This window comes from Sphingobium sp. B1D7B (genome assembly GCF_025961965.1).
Lineage (GTDB): Bacteria > Pseudomonadota > Alphaproteobacteria > Sphingomonadales > Sphingomonadaceae > Sphingobium.
The window spans coordinates 892,418-916,487 of record NZ_JAOQOR010000001.1; the positions used below are offsets into that span (position 1 = coordinate 892,418).

Annotated in this window: 20 protein-coding genes and 1 pseudogene; 11 read left to right on the plus strand and 10 right to left on the minus strand. The window is 65.1% G+C overall.

Features of this window, described 5'->3' with window-relative positions:
- Positions 1–9: 9 nt before the first annotated feature.
- Positions 10–768: a hypothetical protein gene (locus tag M2336_RS04195; RefSeq protein WP_264574094.1), complete on the minus strand. Its 759-nt coding sequence runs from the start codon at positions 766–768 to the stop codon at positions 10–12.
- A 349-nt stretch (positions 769–1,117) separates the two neighbouring features.
- Here M2336_RS04195 and M2336_RS04200 point away from each other — a divergent pair, with 349 nt between their 5' ends.
- The 6 genes from M2336_RS04200 (at position 1,118) to M2336_RS04225 (ending at position 8,723) form a co-directional block, all read left to right on the plus strand.
- Complete coding sequence (locus M2336_RS04200) at positions 1,118–1,567, plus strand: DUF3576 domain-containing protein (RefSeq protein ID WP_264574095.1); 450 nt, start codon at positions 1,118–1,120, stop codon at positions 1,565–1,567.
- 47 nt (positions 1,568–1,614) lie between these two features.
- Entirely contained in the window at positions 1,615–4,170 is a 2,556-nt protein-coding gene (gene leuS, locus M2336_RS04205; protein ID WP_264574096.1) for a leucine--tRNA ligase, read from the plus strand.
- Positions 4,170–4,682, plus strand: a complete 513-nt coding sequence (gene lptE / locus M2336_RS04210) for an LPS assembly lipoprotein LptE (protein WP_264574097.1) — start codon at positions 4,170–4,172, stop codon at positions 4,680–4,682. Before leuS ends, lptE begins: the two co-directional genes overlap by 1 nt.
- On the plus strand, positions 4,679–5,662 hold the full coding sequence (locus M2336_RS04215) for a DNA polymerase III subunit delta (RefSeq protein WP_264574098.1): 984 nt from the start codon (positions 4,679–4,681) through the stop codon (positions 5,660–5,662). The genes lptE and M2336_RS04215 overlap by 4 nt, the downstream gene beginning before the upstream one ends.
- 417 nt (positions 5,663–6,079) lie before the next feature.
- The gene (gene msrB / locus M2336_RS04220; protein WP_264572327.1) at positions 6,080–6,490 is read left to right on the plus strand and encodes a peptide-methionine (R)-S-oxide reductase MsrB; all 411 of its coding nucleotides are present in this window, start codon (positions 6,080–6,082) and stop codon (positions 6,488–6,490) included.
- A gap of 91 nt (positions 6,491–6,581) precedes the next feature.
- On the plus strand, positions 6,582–8,723 hold the full coding sequence (locus M2336_RS04225; RefSeq protein WP_264574099.1) for a transglycosylase domain-containing protein: 2,142 nt from the start codon (positions 6,582–6,584) through the stop codon (positions 8,721–8,723).
- 146 nt (positions 8,724–8,869) lie between these two features.
- Here the strand turns inward: M2336_RS04225 and lpdA are convergent, their stop codons facing one another.
- From lpdA to mdh, 7 genes and pseudogenes are all read right to left on the minus strand, one after another.
- The gene (gene lpdA / locus M2336_RS04230) at positions 8,870–10,273 is read right to left on the minus strand and encodes a dihydrolipoyl dehydrogenase (protein WP_264574100.1); all 1,404 of its coding nucleotides are present in this window, start codon (positions 10,271–10,273) and stop codon (positions 8,870–8,872) included.
- Positions 10,274–10,330: 57 nt separating this feature from the next.
- On the minus strand, positions 10,331–10,639 hold the full coding sequence (locus M2336_RS04235; protein WP_264574956.1) for a GIY-YIG nuclease family protein: 309 nt from the start codon (positions 10,637–10,639) through the stop codon (positions 10,331–10,333).
- Positions 10,640–10,689: 50 nt separating this feature from the next.
- On the minus strand, positions 10,690–11,976 hold the full coding sequence (gene odhB / locus M2336_RS04240; RefSeq protein ID WP_264574101.1) for a 2-oxoglutarate dehydrogenase complex dihydrolipoyllysine-residue succinyltransferase: 1,287 nt from the start codon (positions 11,974–11,976) through the stop codon (positions 10,690–10,692).
- Between the two features lie 33 nt (positions 11,977–12,009).
- Positions 12,010–14,829: a 2-oxoglutarate dehydrogenase E1 component gene (locus M2336_RS04245; RefSeq protein ID WP_264574102.1), complete on the minus strand. Its 2,820-nt coding sequence runs from the start codon at positions 14,827–14,829 to the stop codon at positions 12,010–12,012.
- Positions 14,830–14,928: 99 nt separating this feature from the next.
- A complete protein-coding gene (gene sucD, locus M2336_RS04250; protein ID WP_181560935.1) occupies positions 14,929–15,813 on the minus strand; it encodes a succinate--CoA ligase subunit alpha in 885 nt (294 codons plus the stop codon).
- Positions 15,810–16,116 (minus strand): annotated as a pseudogene (locus M2336_RS04255) (GIY-YIG nuclease family protein). Before M2336_RS04255 ends, sucD begins: the two are co-directional and overlap by 4 nt.
- Before the next feature lie 70 nt (positions 16,117–16,186).
- The gene (gene mdh / locus M2336_RS04260; protein ID WP_181560933.1) at positions 16,187–17,149 is read right to left on the minus strand and encodes a malate dehydrogenase; all 963 of its coding nucleotides are present in this window, start codon (positions 17,147–17,149) and stop codon (positions 16,187–16,189) included.
- Positions 17,150–17,600: 451 nt separating this feature from the next.
- Between mdh and groES the strand changes: the two genes are divergently transcribed.
- The 4 genes from groES to M2336_RS04280 all read left to right on the plus strand — a co-directional run bounded on the left by groES (position 17,601) and on the right by M2336_RS04280 (position 21,967).
- On the plus strand, positions 17,601–17,888 hold the full coding sequence (groES, locus tag M2336_RS04265; RefSeq protein ID WP_181560932.1) for a co-chaperone GroES: 288 nt from the start codon (positions 17,601–17,603) through the stop codon (positions 17,886–17,888).
- Positions 17,889–17,926: 38 nt separating this feature from the next.
- The gene (groL, locus tag M2336_RS04270) at positions 17,927–19,573 is read left to right on the plus strand and encodes a chaperonin GroEL (protein WP_181560931.1); all 1,647 of its coding nucleotides are present in this window, start codon (positions 17,927–17,929) and stop codon (positions 19,571–19,573) included.
- Positions 19,574–19,760: 187 nt separating this feature from the next.
- Positions 19,761–21,626 carry an oligoendopeptidase F gene (gene pepF, locus M2336_RS04275; RefSeq protein WP_264574103.1) on the plus strand — a complete coding sequence of 622 codons (1,866 nt, stop codon included), beginning with the start codon at positions 19,761–19,763 and terminating at the stop codon, positions 21,624–21,626.
- A gap of 41 nt (positions 21,627–21,667) precedes the next feature.
- Positions 21,668–21,967, plus strand: coding sequence for a hypothetical protein (locus M2336_RS04280; RefSeq protein ID WP_264574104.1), 300 nt, complete (start codon positions 21,668–21,670; stop codon positions 21,965–21,967).
- Positions 21,968–22,337: 370 nt separating this feature from the next.
- Here M2336_RS04280 and M2336_RS04285 read toward each other — a convergent pair whose 3' ends face one another.
- Positions 22,338–22,577 (minus strand): hypothetical protein, encoded by a 240-nt coding sequence (locus M2336_RS04285; RefSeq protein ID WP_264574105.1) that lies wholly within the window; start codon positions 22,575–22,577, stop codon positions 22,338–22,340.
- Positions 22,558–22,965: an EVE domain-containing protein gene (locus M2336_RS04290; protein ID WP_264574106.1), complete on the minus strand. Its 408-nt coding sequence runs from the start codon at positions 22,963–22,965 to the stop codon at positions 22,558–22,560. The genes M2336_RS04285 and M2336_RS04290 overlap by 20 nt, the downstream gene beginning before the upstream one ends.
- 151 nt (positions 22,966–23,116) lie before the next feature.
- Between M2336_RS04290 and M2336_RS04295 the strand changes: the two genes are divergently transcribed.
- Positions 23,117–24,064 (plus strand): isopenicillin N synthase family dioxygenase, encoded by a 948-nt coding sequence (locus tag M2336_RS04295; protein WP_264574107.1) that lies wholly within the window; start codon positions 23,117–23,119, stop codon positions 24,062–24,064.
- Positions 24,065–24,070: the final 6 nt, after the last annotated feature.

Genomic DNA, 24,070 nt, shown 5'->3' on the forward strand with positions numbered 1-24,070 from the left:
CAGGCGGGCTTAGAACTTGAATGTGGTCCCGACGTAGACGGCCTGGCTGTCTTGCGCCTGATCCGTGACGGTCGGCGCGAGCCGGTTGTTCGGCCCGGCATAGCGCACGCCAGCCTTCAGGTTCAGGTTGCGGGTCAGCGAGTAGCTGCTCGACAGATCGACGGCATAGCTGGGCTCGGCGCCGAGCGTGGCCGGCGTATCTTCAGCCGGGGAGGCGGCGGCGACTTCGCGATGCTCAAGCTGGACATTCGCCGAGAAGCGATCCTGCTTCGGGCGCAGCGTGAAGCTGGCGACCGGCTCGCTGATCGACTTCTCGATGATCGGGTCGAGCCTGGAGGATTCGATGCGGGTGCCCGGCGTGAACCGCGCGAGACCCTTGGTCACGCCCAGCCGGTATGCGACAGGCGCGACGCCGAGATTGGGCAGAACCCGCTCGGACCGGCCATCCAGCGCGGAGGCCATGGCGTTGGGCGTGCGGACGAGAATGGTCAGCGAGCGATTGCCGGCCGCCGAACCGCTGGTCGGCGTGAAGCGGAAGCCCTTGCTCTGCGATTCGCGCGCGGCTTGGGCATAGGCCTTGGCCAGCTTCTCGTCATGGGTGACCGGCGTGAACGAACCGATGCTGCCCAGCATCTTCAGCGACACGCCGCTTTGATCCAAGCTCTTCGATTCTGCGCCGAGAACAGCGGAAAGCGCCGGGGTGAGGGCGAGCGAAAGGGCGGCTGTCAAAGCCCCCGCCAACGCGATCTTTCCCGTCTTCACCGTCACCGTTCGCTCCCTGCGCCGACTCCATTTTGAGGGCCGGTCTGTGTTCTTATATCATGAGGGGATAGCGCGGACCAGAAGCAGAGACGATTCGCTGGAAAGCGTGACCGATTCTCCACAGTGGCCACCGGCGAGCCGGTTATCCCCTTATAATCCCTTCGTGAAACGACCATTGTTCAACACGGTTGCAAAAATCAACCCACCGCAACTGAAATTGCGCCGGGCCGATGCCGGCAGCGGCGCGAGCGGCAGAGCCCGCGCAATCCGCCACTTGTGCCGCCGCCCTGCCTCACTATAGAGGCTGATCGACAGGGAGCCCGGTCACCACCGGACATCACGGGATAGGCAACGCATGGTTCTGAGCGGACACAAGACTTTGAAGGGCGGCCTGCTGCTGGCGCTTTCCTGCGGGCTGCTGGCAGGCTGCGGTGGCGGGAAGGATCGCCCCAAGGCCGATCTGGCCGCCTCGCGCGTGACCAGCATCGGCATCAACGGCTATCTCTGGCGCGCGAGCCTCGAGACGCTGTCCTTCATGCCCCTGCTCCAGACAGATTCCAACGGCGGCGTGATCCTGACCGACTGGTACATCAATCCCGCCGCGACGAACGAGCGCATGAAGCTGACGGTGACGATCCTCGACCAGGATCTGCGCGCCGATGCCCTGCGCGTGGCGGCCAGCCGCCAGATGCTGCAGAACGGCCAGTGGATCGATGCCCCGGTGCAGGCGGCGACGACCCAGAAGCTTGAAGAAATCATCCTGACGCGTGCCCGCGACCTGCGGCGCCGCGCGATCAGCGGCTGACAAAGCCCGGCCTCGGCGCCCGTCACGGGGCCGGACCGGCCCTATTGATGAACGAGGCGAGAGTGAGCGACAGACGCTTCAACCCTGCGCAGGCTGACGCCCGCTGGCAGGCCGTGTGGGACGACAGGGAGAGCTTCAAGGCCGGCACCCGCCAGGGCGCGCCGAGAAGCTATGTGCTGGAGATGTTCCCCTACCCCTCCGGGCGCATCCACATCGGCCATGTGCGCAACTATTCCATGGGTGACGTGCTGGCCCGCTTCCGCCGGATGCAGGGCCATGACGTGCTGCACCCGATGGGCTGGGATGCCTTTGGCATGCCCGCCGAAAATGCCGCGATGGAAAAGAAGATCCATCCGGGCAGCTGGACGCGCGACAACATCGCCTCGATGAAGGCGCAGTTGAAGCGCCTCGGCTTCGCGCTCGACTGGAGCCGCGAGTTGGCGACCTGCGAGCCGGATTATTACGGCCAGGAACAGGCGCTGTTCATCGACCTGTATGAAGCCGGCCTCGTCTACCGCAAGGAAAGCGCGGTGAACTGGGACCCGGTCGATATGACCGTGCTCGCCAATGAGCAGGTGATCGACGGGCGCGGCTGGCGCTCGGGCGCGCTGGTCGAGAAGCGCAAGCTCAACCAATGGTTCCTGCGCATCACCGACTTCGCCGACGACCTGCTCGCCGGTCTCGGCACGCTGGACAAGTGGCCCGAGAAGGTTCGGCTGATGCAGGAGAACTGGATCGGCAAGTCGCAGGGCATGCAGTTCCGGTTCCGGCTGGAAACGCCGGTTGGCGAGATTCAGGAGCTGGAGGTCTTCTCCACCCGGCCGGACACGCTGTTCGGCGCGAGCTTCGCGGCGATTGCCGCCGATCATCCGATTGCGCTGGCGCTCGCTCAGGACAACGCCGATCTGGCGGCGTTCGCCGAGGAATGCCGCCGGTCGGGCACCGCTGCGGCGGATTTGGAGACGCAGGAGAAGAAGGGCTTCGATACGGGCCTGAGCGTCGTCCATCCGCTCGATCCGGACTGGAAGCTGCCCCTGTTCGTCGCCAATTTCGTGCTGATGGATTATGGCACCGGCGCCGTCTTCGGTTGCCCGGCGCATGACCAGCGCGATCTCGACTTCGCGCGCAAATATATGCTGCCGGTGGAGCGCGTCGTCGCGCCGCAGGGCGAGGAGCAAGCGCCGATCCATGACGAGGCCTATACCGGCCCCGGTCGCCTCGTGAACTCGCGCTTCCTCGACGGCATGGCCGTGGAAGAGGCCAAGGCCGAAGTCATCCGCCGCGCCGAGGCCGAGGGCTGGGGCAAGGGCACGACCGTGTGGCGCCTGCGCGACTGGGGCGTCTCGCGCCAGCGCTACTGGGGCACGCCGATCCCGTTCATCCATTGCTCGGATTGCGGCGTGGTGCCCGTCCCCAAGGCGCAGTTGCCGGTGGTGCTGCCCGAGGATGTGAGCTTCGACGTGCCGGGCAATCCGCTCGACCGGCACCCGACGTGGAAGCACGTCGATTGCCCCAAATGCGGCAAGGCTGCGGTGCGCGAGACCGACACGCTCGATACCTTCGTGGATTCGAGCTGGTACTTCATCCGCTTCGCCAGCCAGCCCGATGACCAGCCGTTCGACCGCGCCGAGGCTGAGAGCTGGCTCCCGGTCGGCCAGTATATCGGCGGTATCGAGCATGCGATCCTGCATCTGCTCTACGCCCGCTTCTGGACGCGCGCGCTGGCCCATATCGGCAAGATCAGCGTCGCCGAGCCGTTCGAGAGCCTGTTCACGCAGGGCATGGTCACGCATGAGACCTATGCCCGCAAGCAGGGCGAAGGCCTGCCGCCGCTCTACTACGCGCCCAGCGAAGTGACGCGCACCGCTGAGGGCGCGACGCTGCTGGCCGATGGCGCGCCGGTCGAGATCGGCCGCGTCATCAAGATGTCCAAGTCCAAGAAGAATGTCGTGGACCCGGACGAGATCATCGAGCGCTATGGCGCGGATGCGGTGCGCTGGTTCATGCTCTCGGATTCGCCGCCCGAGCGCGACCTGCCGTGGAGCGAGGCCGGCATCGAGGGCTCATGGCGCTTCGTCAATCGCCTGTGGCGGATCTTCGGACAGGTCGGCGAAACCGGCGACGGCAGCGAGGACAAGGCGCTCAAGCGCAAGCTGCACCAGACGGTCGACGGCGTTGCGAGGGACATCGAGGCGCTGGCGTTCAACAAGGGCGTCGCCAAGATTTACGAGCTGGCCAATGCCATCGAGAAGGCGGCGCCGTCCGCCACCCGCGCCGAGGCGATTCGCGCGCTGGCGCTGCTCGTCGCGCCGATGACGCCGCACATCGCCGAGGAAGCCTGGGCCGAGATGGGCCATGAGGGCCTGATCGCCGACGCCATGTGGCCGTCTGTCGATCCCGCCTTGCTGGTCGATGACGAAGTGACCATCGCCATTCAGGTGATGGGCAAGCTGCGCGATACGATCACGGTCGCCAAGGGCACGGACAAGGCCACGCTGGAGAGCCTTGCGCTCGCCGCGCCCAATGTCGCGCGGCAGCTTGAAGGCCGGGCGCCGAAGAAAGTGATTGTGGTTCCGGATCGTCTGGTCAATCTGGTCGTCTGATGACCAGCGCTTTCTCCCGCCTCGTTCAGGGCCGCCTCGTTTTGGGCCTCGCCCTTGCCGCCAGCCTCTCGGCCTGCGGATTGAAGCCCATGTATGCCGGCGGGCGCAGCGGGGCTGCGGCGCAGGCGCTGGCGAGCGTGCAGGTGGAACCGATCCCCGGCAAGAGCGGCTGGCTGATGCGTAATGCGCTCAACGACCGGCTGGCCGCCATGGGCGATGCCGCCCCGCGCTTTCTGCTCAAGGTGCAGCTCGATGATCGCATCGAGGGTCTGGGTGTGCGCGCGGATGACACGGTGACGCGCGAACGCCGGACCCTGCGCGCGCGCTACCAGCTGGTTGACACGCAGAGCGGCAAGACCGTGCTCGATGAAACTTCAAGTTGGGATGCCGGCATCGACGTGGCCTCCAGCGAATATGCCACGGTTGCGGCTGAGGATAGCGCGCTGGAGCGGCTGACCGAGATCGTCGCCGACCGCGTGCTGGCCAGCGTGGCGCTCGCCGCGCGCGAATGAGCCTGCGGGCGGACAATCAGGCCGCGCTCAAGGCGCTGGACGATCCCGCGCCGAACATCCGCCTCTATCTGCTGTACGGGCCGGATGAAGCCGGCAGCGAAGCGCTGTCGGCGCGCGTCGGCAAGGCCATGGGGGCGGGCGCCGAGCGAATCGACCTGGATGGGGCGACGCTGCGCAGTGACCCGGCCCGCCTGCCGGATGAGGCCGCCGCCATCTCCATGTTCGGGGACAAGCGCTGGGTGCGCGTGCAGCCGGCGGGTGAGGAAGTCGTGCCCGCCGTCGAGGCCCTGCTGCAGGCGCCTGCGACCGGCAATCCGGTGGTGATGATCGCGGGCAATCTGCGCAAGACAAGCAAGCTGCTCAAGCTGTGCGAGGGCGACAAGGCGGTGGTCGCCATCGTCAGCTATGCGCCGGAGGGCCGCAATGCCGATGCGCTGGCGGTCAGCATGGCGCGCGAACTCGGCCTGGAACTGCCGGGCGATCTGGCCCGTCGGCTGGTTGCGCTGACCGGCGCCGAGCGGGGGCTGCTGGCCGGCGAGATGGAGAAGCTGGCGCTGTATCTGGATGCCTCGCCCGAGGAGCCCAAGGCCGCGACGCCCGAGGCGCTGGATGCGCTGGGCGCGGAGGGGGGCGACCAGCAGCTCTTCAAGGCGGCGATGGTCGTGCTCTCCGGCAATGTCCGCGCCACCGAGCATGAGATGGCCCGGTTGCGCCAGAGTGGCGGCTCGCTGGCGGGGCTTGCCCGCCTCACCCTGCAACGCGCCATCGGCTTTGCGCAGGCGCAGGGCGGACAGGCGCCGCGCTTTGGCGGGCGCGGCGACGAGGAGGTCGCGCGCCGCTGGAGTGCGGAGGCGCTCGACAAGGCCATTCACCGTTTGGCGGAGGCCGAGCGGACCAGCCGCCTCTCGCACCAGATCGGCGAGACGGTGCTGGCGCAGGAGTTGATCAACGTCGCACGGCTCGGCGCACGCGGGCGCTAGGGCCAATCGACATTCAGCGCTGACGGCCTGCAAATGGCGGCATTCCGCGCTTCCGGTGCTCACGTACCTGAAGTACGCTGCGCTCCGGGTCACGGAAAACCGCCATTTTCGTCACGTCATCATCTGAATGTCGATTGGCCCGAGGGGCGTGGACAGTTCCGAGGCGATGGCGCCGGACCCTATCTCGTCATTAGCGACGTCATCCCGGACTTGATCCGGGATCCCGCTTCTTCCGGTTTCTCAATCTGGACCTGCGATCTTCAAGGGCAGCGGGATCCCGGATCAAGTCCGGGATGACGAAAAGAAGGGTTGAAAAGCGGACGTTTGCTTCCCGTAGATTCGGCGCGTTGGTCCACGCCCCACGATCCGCCGCTCGGTGCCATTGACGCGCCCGGGCAGGCACCCGATATTCCGCGCATGGACAAGATGAACCTCAGCGATGCCGAGTGGCGCGAGCGCCTGACCCCCGAGCAATATCATGTGCTGCGCGAGCATGGCACCGAGCGCGCCTTTGCGGGTGCCTATGACAAGCTCAAGGATGCCGGCATCTATCATTGCGCCGGTTGTGGCCTGCCGCTGTTCGACAGTGGGCATAAATATGACAGCGGCTCGGGCTGGCCGAGCTTCACGGCGCCGCTGGAAGACGAGGCAGTCAGTGAATATACCGACACGAGCCACGGCATGCGCCGCGTCGAGGTGCGCTGCGCGCGCTGCGACGGGCATCTGGGCCATGTCTTCCCTGATGGGCCGGGGCCGGAAGGCCTGCGCTACTGCATGAACAGCGTCGCGCTGGACTTCGAGCCGCAGGGCACCGCACAGGACGATTGATATCCTATTCAGCGCTTGTAAAGGCGCTGGACGCTTGTAGCGTCCTGCACAGTTGCAGCACGCAGCGGTTCGGAGCGGTACAAGGCAAGGCATGGCCAAGGCAAAATCGGGGAGCTCGATCAGGCTCTGGACCATCCGGCTGATCAAGGTCGGCATCGCACTCGCCATCGGGGGACTGATCGCGCTGGTGATTGCGGTCGTCATCGCGATGCAGTCGCTGCCGAGCTTCGACTCGCTCAAGAGCTCGCCCAATGGGCAGATGATCCGCGTTCACGCCGCGGACGGCTCGGTGCTCGTCTCGCTCGGGCCGAGCTATGGGCGCTGGCTCAATCATTCGCAGATTCCCGAGGTGATGACCCGCGCTTTGGTCTCGGTGGAAGACAAGCGCTTCTACATGCACCCCGGTGTCGATCCGATCGGCGTCGCCCGCGCGGCCTGGGTGGGTTATGTGCGCCGTGGCGAGGGGCGGCGTCTGCAAGGCGCGTCGACCATCACCCAGCAGCTGGCGCGCAACATCTTCCTCAACAACAGCTATTCCGCTGGCCGCAAGCTGCGCGAGATGATCCTGGCGCTGGCGATGGAGCGCAAGTTCAGCAAGTCCCAGATCCTGGAGCTGTACCTCAACAAGGTCTATTTCGGCGGTGGCGCCTATGGCGTGGATGCCGCGAGCCGCAAGTTCTTCAATCACCCCGCGACGACGCTCAGCCTCGAGGAAGCGGCGATCATCGCCGGGCTGGTGAAGGCGCCCTCGCATTATTCGCCGACGGCCGATGCCGATGCTGCCGCCGGCCGCGCCAGCGTGGTGCTGGACGTGATGGCGGCCAATGGCGACCTTACCAGCGCCGAGCGGGCCGCTGCCGATCTCGATAGCGTGCGGCTGGTGCCCGAGAAGGCGCAGGACAGCGTGCGCTACTTCACCGACTGGGTGCTGCCGCAGCTCGATACGCTGATCGACGAGCGCGAGCAGCCGCTCGACGTCTACACCACGCTCGATCCCCGGATGCAGCGGGCCGCCGTGGCGGCGCTCAAGGGCAATGTGCCGGGCGGCGCGCAGGGTGCGCTGGTCAGCCTCGACCGCGATGGCGCGGTGCGGGCGCTGGTCGGCGGGCTGGATTATGTCAGCTCCAACTATAACCGCGCGACCGTCGCCCAGCGGCAGCCGGGCTCGGCCTTCAAGCTGTTCGTCTATCTCTCCGCGCTGGAAGCGGGTTACACGCCCGAGACGCGGGTGGTGGACAGTCCGGTGACGATCAACGGCTGGTCGCCGCGCAACGACAATCGCCGCAATGTGGGCGAGATCGACGTGCGCACGGCCTTTGCCTATTCGATCAACACAATTGCCGCCAAGCTGGGCATGGAAGTGGGCTTCTCGACGGTCGCCGACATGGCGCGCCGGTTCGGCATTTCCACGACGATCAACACGCACCCCTCGATGGTGCTCGGCACGTCCGAGGTCCACCTCATCGACATGACGCAGGCCTTCGCGTCGGTTGCCCGCAAGGGCGTGGCGGTGCGGCCCTATGGCATCCTCAAGGTGACCACGGCCGATGGCACCACGCTGTATGAGCATGAGGACGATACCAGCCGCGTGCTGGTGGCGCCCTGGGTCGCGGCGGGGATGACCGACCTGATGCAGACGGCGGTGAACACCGGCACGGGCCGCGCGGCCCAGATCGGCCGGCCTGTCGCAGGCAAGACCGGCACGACCACCAGCAACAAGGATGGCTGGTTCGTCGGCTTCTCCAGCGGCCTCACCACCGGCGTGTGGATGGGCCGCGACGATAGTCGTAGAGTGGGTGGCTTGGCCGGCGGTCGCGCGCCAGCGCGGGCCTTTGCGGCCTTTATGCGCACCGCCGTGGCCAATCGCCCGGTCGAGAATTTCGAGACCGAGGTGGTGCTGCCCGAATGGCAGCTCGAACCGGACGAAGAGGCCTATGGTTCGCCCGACAATGGCATGATGGTGGACGAGAATGGCCTGCCTCTGCCGCCCGCCGAGGGCCAGAGCAGCGGTGCCGAAGGCGCAACGCCGGGCGACACCAGCGGCACCGAAGCGCCGCGCCGGATCGACCAGCGCTGGATCGACGAAGTGCTCGGCCGCGACGAACGCCCGGCGCGCCCGGCACCCGCCCAGCCGGGCCAGCAACGGCCGCCGCAGCAGCAGCGTCAGGCACCGCCCGCGCAGCCCCAGCCGCAACGGGAATCGCCGTCGATCCTGCCATCGGGGATGCAGTAGGGGGGCTGGTTCAGCCGCGGAAGACTCGTCAGCGCGGCGCCAGACGTGCGCGAATCTTCCGCCAGCATTCAGCTTCGCTGGCGAACAAGCTTACACGCGGGCAAAGGGGAAAGCCCCTGACCGGACAAGCCGGCCAGGACGCCAATTCACATGTGGATGGGCTTGCCGAGCACCGCCATCGCGGCTTCCTTCACCGACTCATTGTGCGTCGGGTGGGCGTGGCAGGTGTAGGCGATGTCTTCTGATGTGGCGCCGAACTCCATGGCCTGCGCGGCCTGGGCGATCATCGTGCCGGCGGGATCGGCGACGATCCACACGCCCAGCACCCGGTCGGTCTCGGCATCGGCGATCACCTTCACGAAGCCGTCGGTGGCGCTGATTGCCTTGGCGCGGCTGTTCGCCATCATCGGGAACTTGCCGACCTTGACCTCGCCCTTCTCGCGGGCGGCTTCCTCGGTCAGGCCGACACCGGCGATCTCCGGGCTGGTGTAGACGACGCTGGGGATGACGTCATGGTTCACGATGCCGGTCATACCGGCGATGTTCTCCGCGACGGCAATGCCTTCATCCTCGGCCTTGTGCGCGAGCATGGGGCCGGGAATCACGTCGCCAACGGCCCAGACGCCGTCGACTTTCGTCGAGAAATCATGGCCGGTCTCGATCTGGCCGCGTTGGTTCAGCTCCAGCCCGATCTTGTCGAGGCCGAGGCCCTGCGTGTTCGGGCGGCGGCCGATGGCGACCAGCACCGTATCGGCCTCGATCGTCTCGGCGGTGCCACCGGCAGCCGGCTCGACCGTCACGCTGGCCTTGCCGCCCTTGACGGCGACGCCGGTCACCTTGGTGCCGGTGCGGATATCGAAACCCTGCTTGGCGAACAGCTTGGCGGCTTCCTTGCGCACCTCGCCGTCCATGCCGGGCAGGATCTGGTCGAGATATTCGATCACGGTCACCTTGGCGCCCAGGCGACCCCAGACCGACCCCAGTTCGAGACCGATGACGCCGCCGCCGATCACCACCAGATGATCCGGCACCTGCTTGAGCGCCAGCGCGCCGGTGGAATCGACCACCACGCCCTTGTCATTGTCGATCTCGACACCGGGCAGCGGCGTCACGCTGGAGCCGGTGGCGATAACGATGTTCTTGGCGGTCACGGTCTTGCCGGCCACCTCGACGCTGTGCGCGTCCTTGAAGCTGGCCATGCCCTTGAGCCATTCAACCTTGTTCTTCTTGAACAGGAACTCGATGCCGCCGGTGAGGCCCTTCACGGCCGCATCCTTGTCCGCCAGCATCGCCGGCAGATCGAGCGACACGGAGCCGAGCTTGATGCCGTGCTTGGCCAGCACGCCATCCTTGGCCTCATGGAACAGGTGCGAGGCGTGCAGCAGCGTCTTGGAGGGAATGCAGCCGACATTGAGGCAGGTGCCGCCCAGCGTCTCCCGGCTTTCCGCGCAGGCGGTCTTCAGCCCAAGCTGCGCGGCGCGGATCGCCGCCACATAACCGCCGGGCCCGGCGCCGATTACGAGAACGTCATAGTCGAACTGGTCTGCCATTACTCGCTCCATTGACCGGTCACCGTTTTGTGTTCCTGCGAAGGCAGGAACCCACGGCTAGGTCGCAATCACCGACCACAGATCGCGCCATTCGGGATTGTTCTCCCTGATCAGGCGGACTTTCCAGGCCCGTTTCCATTTCTTCATCTGCAGTTCGCGTAGCCGCGCTTCCTGCAGATCGTCATATACTGCGTACCAAACAAGGAGCCGGCAACCATAGCGTTTGCTGAACCCTTCGACGTGACCCTCGCGATGCTGATGACACCGCGCGACGAGGTCGCTCGTGACGCCGAGGTGCAGCGTTCCGTTCGGCTTGCTGGCCATCAGATACACGAAGCCAGATTTCGTCGTTTCTTCTCCGTCGATGGGCTCCTGCCTTCGCAGGAGCACGGGCTAGTTTGCTATTTTTCCCTGCCTCACAAATCGATCAGCAGCCGGGTGGGGTCCTCGATGGCGTTCTTGAGGGCGACGAGGAAGGTCACCGCCTCGCGGCCATCGACCATGCGGTGATCGTAGCTGAGCGCCAGATACATCATCGGGCGTGCGACGATCTGGCCGTCGACCACCACGGCGCGCTCCTCGATGCGGTGCAGGCCGAGCACGCCGGACTGGGGCGGGTTGATGATCGGCGTCGACATGAGCGAGCCGAACACGCCGCCGTTGGAGATGGTGAAGGTGCCGCCGGCCATGTCCGCCATCGACAGCGTGCCTTCCTTGGCGCGCTTGCCGAAATCGGCGATGGTCTTCTCGATCTCGGCGATGCTCATCGTCTCGGCATTGCGGATGACCGGCACGACGAGGCCATTGGGCGCCGACACCGCGACCGAGATGTCGCAGAAATCATTATAGACGATCTCGTCGCCCTCGATCTGCGCATTGACGCCGGGGATGTCCTTGAGCGCCATGCATGCGGCCTTCACGAAGAAGCCCATGAAGCCGAGGCGCACGCCGTGCTTCTTCTCGAACAGATCCTTGTACTTGGCGCGCGCGGCGATGACGGCGCTCATGTCCACATCGTTGAACGTGGTCAGAATGGCGGCGTTGTTCTGCGCTTCCTTGAGGCGCCGCGCGACGGTCTGGCGCAGGCGCGTCATCTTCACGCGTTCCTGATGGCGCGACGGGCCGGAGCTGCCGGTCGCCGGTGCCGGCGCGGCGGCGGCCACGGCGGACTCGCTCGCGACGGCGCTGCCATCGGCAATGGCGGCCATCACGTCGTCCTTGGTCAGGCGCCCGTCCTTGCCGGTGCCCTTGATCTTGCTGGGGTCGAGACCATGCTCGAGCACCAGCCGGCGCACGGCCGGGGAGAGGGTGATGGCGCCGAGCGTGCTGTCGCCTTCATGCGCGGCCTGCGCGGGCGCGGGCGCGGGTGTGGGCGTCGGGGTCGGTGCAGGGGCTGCCTCGGTCTTGGCCGGGGCCGGCGCAGCGGCTTCCGCCTTGGCCGGTGCGGGCTTGCTGGCCGCAGCCGCGCCTTCCTGCACGGTGGCGATGACGGCGCCGACATTCACGGTGTCGCCCTCCTTCACCAGCAGCTCGCCGAGCACGCCGGCGACCGGCGCGGGGACTTCTACTGCGACCTTGTCGGTCTCCAGGCTGGCGATCGGCTCATCGGCCTTCACCGCGTCGCCGGGCTTCTTCAGCCACTGGCCCACCGTCGCTTCCGTGACGGATTCACCCAGAGTCGGCACTTTCACTTCAGTGGCCATGTCTTTCCTCCTGCCCGGCGCGGCCTGCGCGGACTATGCTTTCTTCTGGCGCTTGATCTCGGTGCGCACATTGTGACCGAGCGCGTCCGCAATGAGCGCACCCTGCTCGGCCTGGTGACGGCGGGCAAGGCCGGTGGCGGGCGAGGCCGAAGCCTTGCGACCTGCGTAGCGGGCGCGCATCGGCGCCTTGCCGGCCTGATCGAGCGCCTCCTCGATATAGGGCTCCACGAAGAACCACGCACCATTGTTGCGGGGCTCCTCCTGACACCACACCACTTCCTCCAGCACGGTCATGCGCTTGAGGCGCGTGGCGAGCGCCTCGGTCGGGAAGGGATAGAGCTGCTCGATGCGGACGATCTGCACGTCCTTGTCACCGGCTGCGTCGCGCGCTTCCATGAGGTCATAGGCGACCTTGCCGGAGCATAGCACCAGCCGGCGCGTCTGCTCGTCCGCCGCCGGTGTGGGGTCGGAGAGGATGCGCATGAAGTGGCGATCGCCCTGGAAATCCTCGGCCTTGCTCACCGCCAGCTTGTGCCGCAGCAGCGACTTGGGCGTGAAGATGATCAGTGGCTTGCGGAACGGGCGCAGCATCTGCCGGCGCAGGATGTGGAAATAGTTGGCCGGCGTGGTGCAGTTGGCGATCTGGATATTGCCTTCCGCGCAGAGCTGCAGGAAGCGCTCGAGCCGTGCGGAGCTGTGCTCGGGCCCTTGCCCTTCATAGCCATGCGGCAGCAGCAGCACGAGGCCGTTGGCGCGCAGCCATTTGGACTCGGACGAGGCGATATACTGATCGATGATGATCTGCGCGCCATTGGCGAAATCGCCGAACTGCGCTTCCCACAGCACCAGGCTCTTGGGGTCAGCCATGGCATAGCCATATTCAAAGCCCAGCACGCCATATTCGCTCAGCGGGCTATCATAGACCTCGAAATGGCCGTGCGGCACGGTGGAGAGCGGGATGTACTTCTTCTCGCTATCCTGATCGACCCAAACCGCGTGACGCTGGCTGAACGTGCCGCGCCCCGAGTCCTGACCGGACAGGCGCACGCCATAGCCTTCCGACAGCAGCGAGCCGAAGGCCAGTGCCTCGCCCGTTGCCCAGTCGAAATTCTCGCCGGTCTTGAACATCTCCGCCTTGGCATCGAGCACGCGCCGCAAGGTGCGGTGGACGTTCACGCCTTCGGGCACCGTCGTCAGCGTCCGGCCCAGGCTCTCGAACAGCTTGGGGGAGACGGCGGTTTCGACATTCTTGCGCGCGGTTTCGATGTCGGCGGGCTGATGCAGGCCGGACCAGCGACCGGCGAACCAGTCGGCATGATTGGCCTTGTAGGTCTTGGCCGATTCAAACTCTTCCTCGAGATGATCGACAAAGCCCTCGACCTGCGCGGACAGGAACGAATCGTCCACCACGCCCTCTTCACGCAGGCGGGAGGCATAGACCTCGCTCACCGGCGGATGCTGCTTGATGCGCGCATACATGAGCGGCTGGGTGAAGCTCGGCTCGTCGCCCTCATTGTGGCCGAAGCGGCGGTAGCACCACATGTCGATCACGATGTCGCGATGGAAGGTCTGGCGATATTCGATCGCCAGCTTGCAGGCGAAGGTCACCGCCTCGGGATCATCGCCATTCACATGGATGATCGGTGCCTGCACGCCCTTGGCGACATCGCTCGGATAGGGCGAGCCGCGCGAGAATTGCGGGCTGGTGGTGAACCCGATCTGGTTGTTGACAACGAAGTGGATGCAGCCGCCGGTATTGTAGCCGCGCACGCCGGAAAAGCCGAAGCACTCCCACACAATGCCCTGACCGGCAAAGGCCGCGTCGCCATGGATGAGCACGGGCAGCACCTGCTTGTGCTTGCCGGGGCCGATATCGTCGCGGAAGAGCTGCTGCGCGCGCACCTTGCCGAGCACGATCGGGTCGACCGTCTCCAGGTGCGACGGGTTGGGCACCAGCGACATATGGACATTGATGCCGTCGAAATCGCGGTCGGTCGACGTGCCGAGATGGTATTTCACGTCGCCGGAGCCGCCGACATCCTCGGGATTGGCGGTGCCGCCCGAGAACTCGTGGAAGATCACGCGGAAACCCTTGGCCATCACATTGGCCAGCACATTGAGGCGGCCACGATGGGCCATGCCGTACACGATCTCGCGCACGCCCAGTTGGCCGCCATATTTGATCACGGCTTCGAGCGCAGGAATCATGGACTCGCCGCCATCGAGGCCGAAGCGCTTGGTGCCGACATATTTGCGGCCCAGGAACTTCTCATATTGCTCGGCCTGGATGACCTTGGCGAGGATCGCCTTCTTGCCCTCGGGCGTGAAGATGATCTCCTTGTCCTTGCCTTCCATGCGGTCCTGCAGGAAGCGGCGCTCCTCCACATCGGAGATGTGCATATATTCGAGGCCGACATTGCCGCAGTAATTGGCGCGCAGAATGTCCACCAGTTCGCGGATCGTGGTCCACTCAAGGCCGAGCGCGCCGCCGACATAGACCTTGCGGTCCTGCTCCGCGCCGGAGAAGCCATGATATTCCGGCGTGAGATCGGCCGGCAGGTCGCGCTGGCTCAGGCCGAGCGGATCGAGATTGGCGGCCAGATGGCCGCGCACCCGATAGGTGCGGATGAGCATCATCGCGCGGATCGAATCGGCGGCCGCCTTGGCGACATCGGCCTGCGAGGCGGGCGCGCCGCTCTTCGCTACCGCGGCCTTGATCGCCACCTGCATCTGCGTGGGGTCGAGCGCGGCGGTCAGGTCGTCCGTGCTGTCGAGTGGCCAGCCCTTGCGCGCCCAGCTCGGCCCTTGTTCGGCCTCTTGCGCGCCGCTGAATTCCTGATTCTCGTAACCCATCGGTTCGATCCTTGCCTCTCTCCGCCGGGCGGAAGACGCCTGTGCCGCCATCCCGGACCGGCCTGTTAAGCCGTCCCGGGTGAAGCGGCTGTTAACCACCTACGCCTTGAGCACCTCAAGCAGCGTCGTGCCCAGCTCCGAAGGGCTGGCCGCAACCTTGATGCCCGCTGCTTCCATCGCCGCGATCTTGCTTTCCGCATCGCCCTTGCCGCCCGAGACGATCGCACCGGCATGGCCCATGCGACGGCCCGGAGGCGCCGTGCGGCCCGCGATGAAGCCGGCCATCGGCTTCTTGCGGCCCTTCTTGGCCTCGTCGATCAGGAACTGCGCGGCCTGCTCCTCGGCATCGCCGCCGATCTCGCCGATCATGATGATGCTCTGCGTCGCCTCGTCGGCGAGGAACAGCTCCAGCACGTCGATGAAGTTGGTGCCGTTGACCGGATCGCCGCCGATGCCGACGGCAGTCGTCTGGCCAAGGCCGGCATTGGAGGTCTGGAACACCGCCTCATAAGTGAGCGTGCCCGAGCGCGAGACCACGCCCACGCTGCCCTTGCGGAAGATGGAGCCGGGCATGATGCCGATCTTGCACTCGTCGGGCGTCAGCACGCCGGGGCAGTTCGGGCCGATGAGGCGCGACTTGCTGCCCGAGAGCGCACGCTTCACGCGCACCATGTCGAGCACCGGAATGCCTTCCGTGATCGTGACGATCAGCGGGACTTCCGCGTCGATCGCTTCCAGGATCGAATCGGCTGCGAATGGCGGCGGCACGTAGATGACGCTCGCGGTGGCGCCGGTCTTGGCCACGGCTTCTTCCACCGTGTCGAACACCGGCAGGCCGATGTGGCTGGTGCCGCCCTTGCCCGGCGTCACGCCACCGACCATCTGCGTGCCATAGGCCAGCGCCTGTTCGGTGTGGAACGTGCCGGTCGCGCCGGTCATGCCCTGCGTGATGACCTTGGTGTTCTTGTCGACGAGGATGCTCATGGGCTCGCTTCGCTTCCTTGTTCCCCGGCGAAGGCCGGGGTCCAGTTCTGACAGATGGACTCGAACAGATCGTTCCAGTCCGGGTTTATCTCTTCAATGATCCGCAGCTCGCACGGTCGCGTTCTGAAGATCGTCATGAGCTTCGTACCAAAGCAGCAGCCTGCAGCCATATTTGGTGGTGAAGCCCTTGATCTCTCCTGTCCGATGCTGAGTGACGCGTCTCACCAGATCACTCGTCACACCGGTATAAATCGTCCCGTTCCGCCGACTTGCCATGATGTAGACATAGTCGGCGCAGGTCATTGCATCACGGCCGCTGCTGGGCCCCGGCCTTCGCCGGGGAACAGGAAGAGCAAGCGATGCGCTTCATCGCTTAGGCCAGGCTCGGATCGATGCCCTTGCACGCCACCAGCAGTTCCTTGACCGCATCGACGCTGACCTGGAGATTGCCCTTGGCTTCGTCATCCAGCTCGATTTCGACGATCTGCTCGACGCCGTCCTTGCCGATGATCACCGGCACGCCGACATACAGGCCGTCGACGCCGTACTTGCCCTCGACATAGGCGGCGCAGGGCAGCAGGCGCTTCTGGTCGCCCAGATAAGCTTCCGCCATGGCGATGCCGCTGGTCGCGGGCGCATAATAAGCCGAGCCGGTCTTGAGCAGGCCGACGATCTCGCCGCCGCCCGAACGGGTGCGCTGCACGATGGCATCGATACGCTCCTTGGTGGAGCGGCCCTGCTTGATGAGGTCAGGCACGGGAATGCCGGCGACGGTGGAATATTGCACGACCGGCACCATGGTATCGCCATGGCCGCCGAGCACGAAGGTCGTGACGTCCTTGGCGGACACTTCGAACTCTTCGGCGATGAAGTGGCTGAACCGGGCCGAATCAAGCACGCCGGCCATGCCGACGACCTTGTTGTGGGGCAGGCCGGAGAATTCGCGCAGCGCCCAGACCATCGCGTCGAGCGGGTTGGTGATGCAGATCACGAACGCGTCGGGCGCATTGTCGCGAATGCCCTCGCCGACGGCCTTCATGACCTTGAGGTTGATGCCGAGCAGATCGTCACGGCTCATGCCCGGCTTGCGGGCGACGCCGGCGGTGACGATGATGACGTCGGCCCCGGCAATGTCCGCATAGTCGTTGGAGCCGGTGATCTTGGCGTCGAAGCCTTCGACCGGACCGCACTGCGAGAGATCGAGCGCCTTGCCCTGGGGAATCCCTTCGACCACGTCGAACAGGACGATATCGCCAAGCCCTTTGAGAGCCGCGAGGTGAGCAAGCGTGCCGCCGATATTGCCGGCACCAATAAGCGCGATCTTCTTCCGGGCCATGCGCGTCTCCTTCTTTGCGCGGTGGTCGATGAGGCGCCCATAGGCCCAATTTCCTTACCGTTCAATGACGATCGGGCCAGATTTCGGCTTTTCTTTGCGATTAGTTCGCAATATCATTTAAGGGCGTTCAGCCGGTCCTTAGGGCGGATGAGTGACCGTCATTGATGGATCGCGACGCCTTCGACGCGATACCGTCCAACGGCCGAGAACGCCGAACGGTCCACCGCGCGGGGAAAAGAACGAATAGTTTTTTGCTGCACCGCGCCTTGACGTGGGGTTCGACCGACCCATATGGCGGCCGTTAGCACTCACTCGCTGACAGTGCTAACACAGTGTTTCACAGGCGGGGTGCCGGAGTCGGTATCCGGGGGGCGCGCAGGCTTCGGCAAGGGCCGGCCGGGCGATCCATCGGAGAGCGACAGCGCCCGCCGCTATGGAAAGGACTTGGATAATGGGATTTCGTCCGCTGCACGATCGCGTGCTCGTTCGCCGCATCGAAGCCGATGAGAAGACTGCCGGTGGCATCATCATTCCCGACAGCGCCAAGGAAAAGCCGCAGGAAGGCGAGATCGTCTCCGTGGGCACGGGCGCCAAGGCGGAAGACGGCAAGGTGACGCCGCTCGACGTCAAGGCCGGTGACCGCGTGCTGTTCGGCAAGTGGTCCGGCACCGAGGTCAAGGTCGACGGTGAAGACCTGCTCATCATGAAGGAAAGCGACATTCTAGGCGTCATCGCCTGATTTTCGCACTCCGTTGAATTCAAGGAAGGACTAGCAACATGGCAGCCAAGGACGTCAAATTTTCCCGCGATGCCCGTGAGCGCATCCTGCGCGGCGTGGACATTCTCGCCGATGCAGTGAAGGTCACCCTCGGTCCCAAGGGCCGTAACGTCGTGATCGACAAGAGTTTCGGCGCCCCCCGCATCACCAAGGACGGTGTGTCGGTCGCAAAGGAAATCGAGCTCAAGGACAAGTTCGAGAACATGGGCGCCCAGATGGTGCGCGAAGTGGCCTCGAAGACCAACGACATTGCCGGCGACGGCACCACCACCGCGACCGTTCTCGCCCAGGCGATCGTGCGCGAGGGCATGAAGTCGGTTGCGGCCGGCATGAACCCGATGGACCTCAAGCGCGGCATCGACCTCGCGGTGACCAAGGTGGTCGAGGACCTCAAGGCCCGCTCCAAGGCCGTTTCCGGCAACAAGGAAATCGCCCAGGTCGGTATTATCTCGGCCAATGGCGACACCGAAGTCGGCGAGAAGATCGCCGAGGCCATGGAAAAGGTCGGCAAGGAAGGCGTGATCACGGTCGAGGAAGCCAAGGGCCTCGATTTCGAGCTGGACGTCGTGGAAGGCATGCAGTTCGACCGCGGCTACCTCTCGCCCTACTTCATCACCAACCCCGAGAAGATGCAGGTCGAGCTGGCTGACCCCTACATCCTCATCCACGAGAAGAAGCTCTCCTCGCTGCAGGCGCTGCTTCCCATCCTGGAGGCCGTGGTGCAGTCGGGCCGTCCGCTGCTCATCATCGCCGAGGACATCGAGGGTGAGGCTCTGGCCACGCTCGTCGTCAACAAGCTGCGTGGTGGCCTGAAGGTCGCCGCCGTGAAGGCGCCGGGCTTCGGTGACCGTCGCAAGGCCATGCTGGAAGACATCGCCGTCCTCACCAAGGGCGAGGTGATCTCCGAGGATCTCGGCATCAAGCTCGAGAACGTCACGGTCGGCATGCTCGGCACCGCCAAGCGCGTCACCATCGACAAGGACAACACCACTATCGTCGATGGCGCTGGCGATGCGGATGCCATCAAGGGCCGCACCGAGCAGATCCGCGCGCAGATCGAGACGACCACGTCCGACTACGACCGCGAGAAGCTGCAGGAGCGTCTGGCCAAGCTGGCTGGCGGCGTGGCCGTCATCAAGGTTGGCGGTGCGTCCGAGGTCGAGGTGAAGGAGCGCAAGGATCGCGTTGACGATGCGCTGCACGCCACCCGCGCAGCTGTCGAAGAAGGCATTGTCCCCGGCGGTGGTACGGCTCTGCTGTACGCCACCAAGGCGCTGGCCGGCCTCAAGGGCGTCAATGACGACCAGACCCGCGGCATCGACATCATCCGCAAGGCCATCGAAGCGCCGCTGCGTCAGATCGCTCAGAATGCGGGCTTCGACGGTGCCGTCGTCGCTGGCAACCTGCTGCGCGAAAATGACGAGACCCGGGGCTTCAACGCTTCGACCGACGTCTATGAGAACCTGGTGGAAGCCGGCGTGATCGACCCGACCAAGGTTGTGCGCGCAGCTCTGCAGGACGCGGCTTCGGTTGCCGGTCTGCTCATCACCACCGAGGCGACCATTGCCGAGCTGCCCGAGGACAAGTCCTCGGCTCCGGCTGGCATGCCCGGCGGCATGGGTGGCATGGGCGGCATGGACTTCTAAGAAGTTCACCGCTTTGGTATCAGGGAAGGCCGTCGGGAAACCGGCGGCCTTTTCCTTTGGGCAACGGCGGGCCGTGCGGGCGCCGCCGGTTTCACACAAGCATCTTCCCATCGGCGCGCAATGCCGACACAGTAGGGCATCGCAACCTGGCGCTGCCTGTTCCGCGGCGCCCGATCAGGATGACCGCATGACCGACCTTTCCCGCCGCGAAGCCGTGGCCGCCGCCGCCATTGCCGGCCTCGCCGCGCTGGCGCCCGCGTCGCTTGCCGCGCAAACCGCCTCCAACCGGGATCTCACCTGGGATCTCAGTGCGCTTTATGCCGACGATGCCGCGTGGGACAGCGCCCGCCGTTCCGCGCTCGAGGCGGTCAAGGGCATGGCGGCCTATAAGGGGCGGCTTGGCGAAAGTGCCGAGACGCTCGCGGCGGCCTTCACCATGCAGTCCGACCTCTACCGGCAGATCCTGCGCGTCTATGTCTATGCCAGCCTGCGTGCCGACGAGGATGTGCGCGTCTCTGCGAACCAGGAGAAGCAGGGGCAGGCGGTTGACCTGTTCACCGCGTTCAGCGAGGCCAGCGCCTGGATCGCGCCGGAAGTGCTCAGCATCGGCGAGGCGAAGATCAAGCAGTTCATCGCGGGGAATGCCGTGTTGCGCGATCGGTTCGATCATGCGCTGGCCGACATGCTGCGTCGCGCGCCGCATACGCTCTCGCCAGAAGGGGAAGGCCTGCTGGCGAGCGCAACATCCGTGCTCTCGGCGCCGGGAGACATTTCGGACCAGCTGCGTAGCTCGGACATTCCCTGGCCCAGCATCACCCTGTCCACCGGCGAGAAAGTGAAGCTCGACAATCAGGGCTATACCGTCCACCGCGCGGCGCCCGAGCGGGCGGATCGCAAGGCGGTGTTCGATGCCTTCTGGAAGACCTATGGGGAGTTCCGCAACAGCTTCGGTGCGACCTATCTGGCGCAGGTCCGCGGCAATATCTTCGATGCGAAGGCGCGCAAATATCCCACCGCGCTGGCGTCGGCCCTCGCCGGATCGAATGTGCCGGAGGGCGTCTATCGCACCCTGGTGGCGGAGACCAACAAGGGCCTGCCCCAGCTTCACCGCTATTTCGAGCTGCGCCGCCGGATGCTCAAGCTGCCGGACCTCTATTATTACGATATCTACCCGCCGCTGGTCGAAACGGGGCGCCGCTTCTCGCTCGACGAGATGCGTCGACTGACGCTTGCTGCGGTGCAGCCGCTGGGCCCCGATTATGCCGCCTCTCTCTCACGCGCGACGGCCGCGCGGTGGATGGACCCGTGGCCGCGGACCGGCAAGCGGCCGGGCGCCTATATGCAGTCCAGCGCCTATGATGTGCATCCCTATCTGCTGCTCAACCTGAGCGACGAATATGAGAGCCTGAGCACCTACGCGCATGAGTGGGGCCATGCCATGCACAGCCTGCTCGCCAATACCGCGCAACCTTTCGAGAAAGCGGATTATCCGATCTTCACCGCCGAAATCGCCTCGACGCTGAACGAGCTGCTGCTGCTCGATTATATGGAGTCGCAGGCCAAGACGCGCGAGGAGAAGCTCTTCTATCTCGGCCAGCGGATGGAGAATATTCGCGGCACCTTCTTCCGCCAGACGATGTTCGCCGAGTTCGAACTGGTGGCGCATGACCGGGCCGAGGCGGGCGACGGTCTGTCGGGTGGCGCCTTCACCACGCTCTACACCGATCTGCTGGCGCGCTACCATGGGCCGAAGGTCGGCATGGAGCCGGCCTATGGCAATGAGTGGGCCTATATTCCGCACTTCTACAACAGCTTCTATGTCTACCAATATGCCACCTGCTTCTCCGCCGCCGTCTATTTCGCCGGGGAGATCAAGCGCGGCGGGGCGAAGGCGCGGGACAATTATCTGGCCGTGCTCAAGGCCGGCGGCTCGGATTATCCGGTCGAGATCCTCAAGCGCGCGGGGCTGAACATGGCGGGGCCGGAGCCCTATCGTGCCGTCGTCCAGCTTCTGTCGGATACGCTGGATGAGGCCGAGGCGCTGATGGTCTGATCGAAGGCCGGGCGTGCGGGGGTTTTCACCGCGCGCGACGCATGAAAATGGGGGCCGGCATCGCTACCGGCCCCCCCGATGCCATCGCCTTCCAGCCCGTCTCCGGGACATCCAGCGTCTGGCACGACGCTCTCGATCGTCAGATCGTGCGCCTCACGTCCTGTTCCTTGCGGAAGTCCGACGTGCTGATCCGGCTGCGGCAGGCCGCCTTCGGATCGGCCGCGCGAGGCTCGCCCGAAGGGCAAGCCGTGGCGGCCTTTGCGGATGCGGGATCATGCCTAGACGGCAGAGCCTGCATCCATCCCCGCTGCCTCGCGATCCTGTTCCCGGGGGAAGCGTGATCCTGCGGTTGGCGGCGGGCCGAACCAATCCGCCGAGCACGTTGCCGCGCGCAGGTCTTGGTCCGTAAGATCGACTCAACATCCTGATTTAACAGAACATTTCTGTCTCTCTATGGCTTGATGGTCTCACGAGAATCGAGTCGTGCAAAGCATTATCCGCCGCTGCAATGCGGGGAGCGAGATCAAAACTGTGGATGAGTGTGGATAAGTCCGGGGATAATTTGCGCCGGGCCGATCATTGGTCCGCGCTGTAGGGAAGCGGCCGCAGATTCGCCAGCAAAAAGGCGCACAAAAAAGGCGACGCCTTGCAGCGTCGCCTTTTTGATTTGCAGCAGAGCGACCTCAGTGGGTCGCGCCGTGCCTCATCTGCTTACAGGCCGCCGAACGGAACGCTCATGGCAGCGGCAGAGATGTAGGCAGCAAAAATCTTCTTGAGAATGGTCATGTCGTGGCTCCCGGAATTGATCGGGCGCAGCGCCCGTGTCTCTGGAGGCCATTTGTGTTGCAACGCAGCAAAGTTCAATTGCAAAGGCCGGGCGACGAATGCAAAAACTGCAATCGTTGTGGCCTGCGCATTCAATCGGGAATGATTATTGCTCTGATAAATCAACGATTCTCTGGAATTCCTCGTCGCTCACCGACGACACGGACAGGCGCGATTGTCGCACCAAAGCCATGTTCGCAAATGCAGGATCGGCCTTGATCTGCTTGAGCGTGACCGGCTTGGCGAGTTTGCGCACCGGCGCGACTTCCACCGCGAACCACTTGCCGGTCTCGTCCGTGCTGTCCTGCTCGGCCCCGCGCACGATCTCCATGATGCCGACGCATTCGACGCCGATGTTGCTGTGATAGAATAGCGCCTGGTCACCAACCTCCATCGCCTTCATGTTCAGCTTGGCGGCATGGTTGCGCACGCCGTCCCACTCGGCGCGAACCTTCTCGACCAGATCGTCCCAGGAGAACACATCGGGCTCCGATTTCATCAGCCAGTAGCGCATGGGCGATCGATCCTCCTTTGCCAGCCTGCCAGGGCGCCATTCCATGCCGGTACGCGGGGTGCAAGGGCCTTCCGCCTGCCAGGCCCGGCGTGACAGCCGCGCCGCGAACGCCTAGTCAGGCATCATCATTTCACGTTCGAATGAGACCGTCATGACGTCATCCGATCCGCTGGGGCATGTCCCCACTCTCTCGCTCGCGCGCCTCTCGCCGCAGGATTTCGCCGATGCGATCGGCAGCAGCTTCCGCGAATATGGCTTCGCCATCGTCACCGATCATGGGATGGACCCGGACCTCGTGGCGCGGGGCTGGGCGCTGGCAAAGGCGTTCTTCGCGCTGCCCGATCCGGTCAAGCGCGCCTATCTCGTGCCCGGCGGCGCGGGACAGCGGGGCTATACGGCGTTCGGGACAGAGGTCGCCAAGGGTGCCAGCGAGAATGACCTCAAGGAATTCTGGCATGTCGGCCGCGCCCTGCCGGCCGGTCATCCCCTCGCCGCCGATATGCCGCCTAACATCTGGCCGGGCGAGATCGCGGGGTTCGAGGAGACTTTTACGGCGCTGTTCGCGGCGTTCGATGTCGTGGGCACGCGCATCCTCTCCGGCGTCGCGCGCCATCTCGGCCTGGCGCCAGACTGGTTCGACGCCAAGATCGACGAGGGCAATTCCATCCTGCGGCTGCTGCATTATCCGCCCGTCTCCGCGCAGGCGCCCGGCATTCGCGCGGGCGCGCATGAGGACATCAACCTCATCACCCTGCTGCTCGGCGCCGAGGAAGGCGGGCTGCAGCTGCTGACGCGCGAGGGTGAGTGGATTCCGGCCACGCCGCCCGCTGGCGCGCTGGTCATCAATGTCGGCGATATGCTGCAGCGGCTGACCAATCATGTGCTGCCTTCGACCAGCCACCGCGTCGTCAATCCGCCGCCCGAGCGCCGCCACATTCCGCGCTATTCCATGCCCTTCTTCCTGCATCTGGAGCCGGACGTGATGATCGAGGCGCTGCCGCAATGCGTGAGCGCGGAAAATCCGCTGCGTGAACCGCCGATCAGCGCGCATGACTATCTGCACGAGCGGCTGCGCGAGATTGGGCTGAAGAAGGGTTAGGTTTTC